General features: G+C 40.1%; 7 protein-coding genes. 1 reads left to right on the top strand and 6 read right to left on the bottom strand.

The window, feature by feature from the left end; translation table 11 throughout:
* From AC0L6R_RS10715 to AC0L6R_RS10725, 3 genes are all read right to left on the bottom strand, one after another.
* On the bottom strand, nt 1–474 hold a 474-nt coding region (locus AC0L6R_RS10715), incomplete at its 3' end, for a hypothetical protein (RefSeq protein ID WP_473271207.1).
* A gap of 444 nt (nt 475–918) precedes the next feature.
* A complete protein-coding gene (locus AC0L6R_RS10720) occupies nt 919–1281 on the bottom strand; it encodes a hypothetical protein (RefSeq protein ID WP_283411280.1) in 363 nt (120 codons plus the stop codon).
* Between the two features lie 169 nt (nt 1282–1450).
* Nucleotides 1451–2254 (bottom strand): metallophosphoesterase family protein, encoded by an 804-nt coding sequence (locus AC0L6R_RS10725; protein ID WP_473271208.1) that lies wholly within the window; start codon nt 2252–2254, stop codon nt 1451–1453.
* Between the two features lie 558 nt (nt 2255–2812).
* On the opposite strand from AC0L6R_RS10725, the gene AC0L6R_RS10730 reads away from it, so the two are divergent.
* The gene (locus AC0L6R_RS10730; protein WP_473271209.1) at nt 2813–5314 is read left to right on the top strand and encodes a cation-translocating P-type ATPase; all 2502 of its coding nucleotides are present in this window, start codon (nt 2813–2815) and stop codon (nt 5312–5314) included.
* A gap of 46 nt (nt 5315–5360) precedes the next feature.
* Here AC0L6R_RS10730 and AC0L6R_RS10735 read toward each other — a convergent pair whose 3' ends face one another.
* The 3 genes from AC0L6R_RS10735 to AC0L6R_RS10745 form a co-directional block, all read right to left on the bottom strand.
* Nucleotides 5361–6005 carry a PA14 domain-containing protein gene (locus AC0L6R_RS10735; RefSeq protein WP_473271210.1) on the bottom strand — a complete coding sequence of 215 codons (645 nt, stop codon included), beginning with the start codon at nt 6003–6005 and terminating at the stop codon, nt 5361–5363.
* 52 nt (nt 6006–6057) lie between these two features.
* Nucleotides 6058–7128, bottom strand: coding sequence for a sulfatase-like hydrolase/transferase (locus tag AC0L6R_RS10740; protein WP_473271211.1), 1071 nt, complete (start codon nt 7126–7128; stop codon nt 6058–6060).
* Nucleotides 7091–7441 (bottom strand): sulfatase-like hydrolase/transferase (locus AC0L6R_RS10745; protein WP_473271212.1); only part of this gene is annotated, 351 nt, incomplete at its 5' end. The genes AC0L6R_RS10740 and AC0L6R_RS10745, both read right to left, overlap by 38 nt.

Below are 7441 nucleotides of genomic sequence, written 5' to 3' on the forward strand. Positions count from 1 at the left end.
GTCTGCTTTATTTTGAAAGTCTTTCCCAAAAAGAAATTCTGCTCTTTTCCATCCAATTTTGCTTAGCTCTTTTTGAGTCATTTCAAAATTATTTTTAGCAAATAACTCTGTTATTAAGGCCATATTATTATCCAGTAACTTTACTTCTTCTGAAGGAGTCATTGATCTGGTCAAATAATATTTTAAAGTTTCCTCATTCAGGTCTTCACTTTTTGTCTTTATCAAAATTTTAAGTACGTCTAAGTCATAAAAATCATCTTTACCATAAACAGAGGCAATAGTACAATTTACTATCCCTTTATCATTTATCAAGTTCAATTTTATTGTATCATTTCGATAGGTATAAATTGCTGCCAAAGGAGCAAGATCCTGTATCCTTTTATCAATCAATTCGAATTGATATTTATCAAGAATCTGCTTATAAAATTTTCTCAGATAATAATCTAAATGTCCTTTTACACCTCTAGGAAACAATTTCATATTTATTTATGATAGTTAACGGTTTGGCTAAGAAACGTGCGGGTCTTGGAACACGTCACTTTCAACCGAAAACCAAGTTTATTTTGTATACTAAATTTCATTTTACCACTTCTGCCCTCATGTTTTCTTAGCCTTTGTTGGTGTGTCGTTTTTTATTTCCTTTCATCAATGTTATAGAATCAATAATTATGATCATTAAGTATATAGCTAAAATTATCCCACTGATTGGTAAAGTAAAAAGTATCAACCATGGTAGTGCCATCCAAGCACAGTTTCCTTCATGACACGGCTCTCCTGTTGAAATTTCTGTTAACCAACCACCAAAAAGTCCGATTATAGCTGGTGATAATCCACAAAAGACAATTATGGCTAACCATATAGGAAACCGTGTCAAATAGTGTTTTTTATTTTGAATGATTATCCCCAACTCTCTACGCTTTAAAATTGAACGTTATTGCTGTATCGAATGGCGTCAATTACCTGGCTTTCCATTTTTTCAGTTCGTCCGACCCAAATTGTTTTTTTGTGTGAGGTGTAGTGCCATGTAAATACGTGAACGATAGAGTCCGTTAGGATTTCCTTTTTATTTAGAATTCCACCATCAAATTCGTTCAGGTTGTCATTTATGTTCACTTTGTATTGTCTGTTGGGGTCAGTCTGAAAATACTTTTTATGAGCATAGTCAAAATTCCGTCCGATTAGTTCATCTATCGTCTTAACGGGTTCGTTCCAAATGTCGAAATACCATGAGGAAGTTAGTCCGACAATGATTATTGATAGTATGACTATGAGTTTCTTCATTTTAAATGCACGCCAACACTTGTATATACACAACCCCCTCTACCCTATTGCGTCTATATCGCAATTGTCCACAAGTATTCCGGGTTCTGCTGAATCCAAATTAAGGATTTCGTCTAGTGGAATTGTACAGGAGGGGAATTTATTTTTTGGGTGTTTGTTGCAAGACTTTTCAGAGCGTATGTCCATTCAGGATAGTCCCGTCTTTCACGGTCTTTAGGTAGCTGATGACCTTTCCGTCTTCCCCCACTTCGCATACCCGATAGGAAGGAAATGGATTACCCCAGCTTCCGCCGAAGTGCCCTGACCATAGAAAGGGTTTTTTACGGTAAATCATCTGCCCATCCACGTCATGATCATGTCCATGGAAAGTTGCCCGCACATTCGGGTAAGAAGTGATTAGGTTTAGGAAGTCCGTACAGGGTACTCCATGCCGGGTCCAGTCGTTTTGGGAGATGTGGACAAAGACAAAAACCTGAGGAAGGGAGGCGAATTGATCCAGAATGCTTTTGGCAAAGTCTAGGTTGGCGCAGAGGTATTCCCCTTTTTCATTGGAACAGTCCAGCAGCAGGATGCCGGAGTCCTTGGCTTGGAAGGAAAAGTTGGTCGTCTGTCCCATGATTTTCTCAAAGTCCGCCTCACTTACCCTGTCGTGGTTGCCTCGGGTGACATAGTGAGGTACTTGCAGGCGGTTATAAACTTCCTTGACCTGTGGTAAAAGTGTGGGATTATCGTGAATCAGATCCCCATTAAAAACCACAAAATCCACCTCCTTTTCCCTGTGGATGGCCTCGATCAAGTTGCTATGGGAAGTTTCGTAATCTGTATCAGGCTGCCCCCAGTGCCCATCTGAAGCGGTGATGAATTTGAGTCGGGTAGCTTTAGGGAAATCCATTTTCCCATAGAGCATAAAAGGCATAGTCATAATCGAAGTGCCGATAAGGCTGATTTTTTGAAGAAAAGGTCTGCGGTTCATAGGTTTAAAATAGGGTTTTAGGAAGAAGGATGAAAGGGTTTTTTCTATGGTCGGCTTGAGATCAGTCCATCTTTACTTGCATAAGCTCAGCTTCTAGAACAAATCACTTGGCACTCGCAAGCTGCACTTCACTAGGTCAGCTGTAATAGTATTTTACCGCTCTGTCAAGGCAATAGCTAATAGTTGCTGGGAAAGGCAATGTGTAAAATATCAAAGCAAAGATGCTAGCGCTAGATTCACTCTTCAATCAAAAACTTACTACTTTACAACGTAACTAGTCCGGGTTAGGATAAAATAATTTGATTACCCGCAATGATGCCAGTCACCTTAGAATCTTTGGTACCCAGGCTGGAATACCGATACTTCGGCCATGCTGAGTACAAGTGATCGAAGTGATCTAAATTCTTAAATTTACTTATCTTACTATGCTTTTGCCACCTTACTGGTAAACATGCGGATATACATAAAATGAGAAAGCTTGTTTACAGACTTTTCCTATCAAATTGTAAAATACATTTACCTAACTAGTAGATTTACCATCAACAATCAATTTTTACCATGTCTGCTAATAATTTTAATATCAAAGGGTTAACAGATCATCAGGTTTTTGAATCAAGGAAAAAGCATGGCAAAAACCAGTTTGATTATAAAAAAGAGAGTGGATTTTTTGAAGCAGTAAAAAGCGTAGTAAAAGAACCCATGGTCATTTTATTATTAGCCACCTCTGTGATTTATTTTATCAGTGGCAAAATGGACGATGGCATTTTTATGGCTTTCGCTATTGTCTTGGTGGCAGGAATTTCCCTTTATCAAGACTCAAGAAGTAGAAATGCCCTAGAAAAACTGAAGGACCTCTCCCAGCCTGTTTGCAAGGTGATTCGCAACAATGAAATTCTGGAAGTAAAAAGCGAAGAGTTGGTAGTTGGTGACAGTCTTATAATTGAAGAAGGAGGCGCTGTGGCTGCAGATGGTGTGATTGTTCATTCCAATGATTTTTCGGTGAATGAATCCATACTTACCGGTGAGTCTTTAGCAGTATCTAAGGATGCCACCGGCGATGAAAACAAGGTATTTACAGGCACTTCGGTAGCCAGTGGATTGGCAATTATCACCATTACAGCGATTGGTAATCAGACAAAGCTTGGGAAAATCGGCAAAAGCCTGGAATCGATTCAGGAAGAAAAAACACCTCTAGAACTACAGATAAACAGTTTTGTGAAGAAAATGGTGATTGTAGGCGTGATTGTCTTCGCTATTGTATGGGTCATAAACTACTTCCAATCCCACAGTTTTACCAATAGTTTACTGAAAGCTCTTACACTAGCAATGAGCATATTGCCGGAAGAGATTCCCGTCGCCTTTACTACGTTTATGGCGCTAGGTGCCTGGAGACTGATGAAAATGGGTATTATCGTCAAGCAGATGAAAACTGTAGAAACCCTAGGTAGCGCTACGGTTATTTGCACAGACAAGACTGGTACTCTCACAGAAAACAGGATGAGCTTAGCAAAGATCTTCACGCTGGATTCCGGTAAAATTTGGAATTCAGAAAATATAGAAAATCAAGATGAAAAAGATCTAATAAGGCTTGCCATGTGGGCTAGTGAGCCTATTCCATTTGATCCCATGGAAATAGCCCTTCATAAGGCGTATGAAAACATTGTTGAGTCAGACGAGAGAGGCAATTTCAGGCTGGTTCATGAATATCCATTAGGTGGCAAACCTCCTATGATGACTCATGTTTTTGAAAATTCATCTGGAGATCGCATCATAGCAGCCAAAGGAGCACCAGAGGCGATTATTAATGTTTCTGATTTAAAAACAGATCAAAAAAACCAACTGGAAGCTGCCCTGACCGAACTTACCAAAGAAGGTTACCGCGTGTTGGGTGTAGGTGAAGCGAAATTTGAAGGCAATGATTTCCCAAAAGAGCAGCAGGATTTTCCTTTTGCATTTAAAGGGATAGTGGCATTTTATGACCCTCCAAAGAAAAACATAGCTAAGGTTTTGGAGGATTTTTATACAGCCAAAATTGCTGTAAAAATAATCACTGGAGATAATTCTACAACAACAGAAGCCATAGCCAAGCAAGTTGGTTTTCGGGGATATGAAAAAAGTATTTCAGGCGAAGAGCTCATTAGCTTATCCGAGGAAGCACTGCAAAAAACTGTGAATGAGGTTCAGGTATTTACCCGAATGTTTCCAGAAGCCAAGTTGAAAATAATCAATGCGCTGAAAAAGAATAATGAGATTGTGGCTATGGTGGGTGATGGCGTAAATGATGGCCCGGCACTTAAAGCGGCACATATTGGTGTTGCCATGGGTAGTAAAGGAACTGAGATTGCAAAGCAAGCCGCATCCCTGATACTTAAGGAGGATGATCTATCTAAAATGGTGGATGCAGTGGCGATGGGAAGAAAAATATATACCAACCTGAAAAAAGCCATTCAATACATCATTTCAATCCATATCCCTATTATTTTAACTGTATTTCTTCCCTTGGCTTTAGGCTGGTTGTACCCTACTATTTTTTCTCCGGTACATATCATTTTCCTTGAGCTGGTCATGGGGCCTACTTGTTCCATCATCTACGAAAATGAGCCCATGGAAAAAAACAGCATGTCTCAAAAACCTCGTGCAATGACCAGTACTTTTTTCAATTTGAGAGAACTCACCACCAGCATAGTACAAGGCTTGGTAATAACTGCAGGCACCCTACTGATTTACCAATACGCAGTAAACCAAGGATTAAATGAGTCACTGACAAGAACCCTGGTTTTCACAGTCCTTATTTCTGCCAATGTGATGTTAACTCTGGTAAATCGTTCGTTCTACTATTCCATTTTTACAACCGTCCGGTATAAAAATAAGCTCGTATTCCTGATCGTAGGCATTACGATTTTTATTACCACTTTACTGCTTTATGTCAAGCCCTTCTCAAGATTTTTCGATTTTGAGACACCAAGTTTAATCAACCTATCACTAGCAGTAGGGACAGGATTTCTATCAGTGATATGGTATGAAGGAGTGAAATGGTGGAAAAGGAAAAAGGTGGAATAAATCATCCCACCTTTTTGTTCTACTAATTCCAACTACTTAAAGCAGTCTATCTGAACCAGAATTCAGACGAAATCATTTCCATAGGACCCTCCTCAAATTTCCAGGACAATTCCAGTTGAGGTGTTGCATCATCCTTCAGCAAATAGATTTTAACAGGATGGTAACCCGCTTCCAAATAAACTGATCCTTGGGGAGAATTACCTATTTCAAAATTCCCATCCAAAACGGCGATATCATGAATACGCATGAAGAAACGACTTTCCTTTCTGTCTGCGTTAAATGAGTATTTACCAGCTTTCGGAATCTTAATATACCCTTGCCAAAGCACCAGGTTCCCCTTACCTGTTACTTTCTCAACAGAAGGAAAATCGACAAGCTGCTTGGAAATGGCTTTTCCAATTTCAGCAGGAATCCAAGAACTGGTAACTTGATGAGTGGTCACTTGCAATCCTTTTTCAACTTTCAAAAGCTCCAAAGCTGGTACCAATGCGGAGTCATACGGCCGTGGCGCATCCAGATCGGCAATTCTACTTCTTAATACCGTAGATTTAAATTCCTTCTGAAGTGCAGGGTTTTCTACCGCGAGATTATTGCCCTGCTGCGGATCTATTAGGACATTATAAATCTCAAAATCCTCCTCCTGATTTTTAATATCATAGCGAACACCGACCATATCCCCTTTTCTGATCATTTGCATCTGCCCTCGTTTCCTGCCTCGATGGGAATCCAAGAACTCGGAGTAGTTAGGGGATTTCCCGTTTTGAAAATATTCTATATAAATTTCGCTGGGAGCTTGTTTGCCTTTTCCAGTCAGAGATGGTAAAAGTGATACACCATCTGTTCTTATCGGAGCAAATGCTCCCGAGGGCATCAGCAAAAGTCGCCATCCAATCATAAGAAATACTTGGGGAAGTCACCACAGTTCCTGCTTTGATTTGCGAAGGCCAATAGGCAATGGTAGCTGTTCGTAACCCACCTTCATACACATCACGTTTGATTCCATCGAAATGAGCAAAGTTATTGAAGAATTCAGGTGTGTAATTGGCATACTCTTTTGGTAAATAAGACTCTTCGGAAGGGCCATTATCTGAAGTGAAAATCACTAAGGTGTTTTCTGCTATTTCTAAATCGTTTAGCAGCTGAAGCAAATCACCAACTTGATCATCGATCCGCTTGCTCACGGTAGCATACCTCTGATAAGTAGTTGGCCATGCTACCTCAGCTGTATTTGGGTCTTTGTCATGATCGTAAGTTGCATTTGCAAACTCAGGATAGGTAAATGAATCCACTTCACCAGATGCCGTATTGATCATATGCCCAGGAGTCCCCAGCCACTTCATTCCGCCATTTAAACCTCCTCCTGCTGGATAATCCTGCGTGGGCAATTCTAATACAGCATGAGGCGTATCATAGGCCAGATACATGAAAAATGGCTTATCAGCTTTCTCCTTTTGATGAGAAATGATAAAATCTTTTGCTTTAGCGGTAAACAAATCTCCTGTGTAACTTTTATCCAGACCCTTTACAATTTCGTAGCCCTCGTAAACTTCTTTGCTTCCCCGGTAGATTCCTTCCACCGGATAATGCTCGTGACCGTCACCATGTCTGATGTACCCAAAGTACTGATCAAAGCCCTTTTTTAAAGGATGGGCAGGCCAATTGGGTGCTTCCCCTTTACCCTGTAATCCCCATTTACCAATGGCAATGGTTTCATACCCCACAGATTTAAGCACATCCGCTACTGTATAGTTATCTCCGATTTCTTTATCAAACTGATTATCCCGAACGTGGGCATGACCTTGATTGACTCCCATAAGAATAGAAGCCCATGGAAGGAGCACAAACTGGAGCTGCAGTATAATGATTGGTCAGCATAGCTCCTTCATTTGCCATTTTATCCAACATTGGGGTCATTATCCAAGGCTCACTTCGATCGTTTAGAGCTTTTCTTTCATTCTGGAAAAAAACCCCAATATCACCATAGCCTAGGTCATCCACGAGGATAAAAATAATATTAGGCCTGTCAGAAGTCTGGGCAAAACCGGGAAAAATTAGTGTCAATAACAGCAGTAGCATTATGCTTAAAATGTAGTTCTTTTTCATTTGTATGATCGAACGATAAATGAG

Source organism: Algoriphagus sp. 10J20-15 (genome assembly GCF_055809615.1).

What these genes read in the sequence shown, in the direction of transcription:
- AC0L6R_RS10730 (WP_473271209.1), top strand. Translation starts at nt 2,813, where the DNA reads ATGTCTGCTAATAATTTTAATATCAAAGGGTTAACAGATCATCAGGTT.
- AC0L6R_RS10725 (WP_473271208.1), bottom strand. Translation starts at nt 2,254, where the DNA reads ATGAACCGCAGACCTTTTCTTCAAAAAATCAGCCTTATCGGCACTTCG.
- AC0L6R_RS10735 (WP_473271210.1), bottom strand. Translation starts at nt 6,005, where the DNA reads ATGATCAGAAAAGGGGATATGGTCGGTGTTCGCTATGATATTAAAAAT.
- AC0L6R_RS10740 (WP_473271211.1), bottom strand. Translation starts at nt 7,128, where the DNA reads ATGGGAGTCAATCAAGGTCATGCCCACGTTCGGGATAATCAGTTTGAT.
- AC0L6R_RS10720 (WP_283411280.1), bottom strand. Translation starts at nt 1,281, where the DNA reads ATGAAGAAACTCATAGTCATACTATCAATAATCATTGTCGGACTAACT.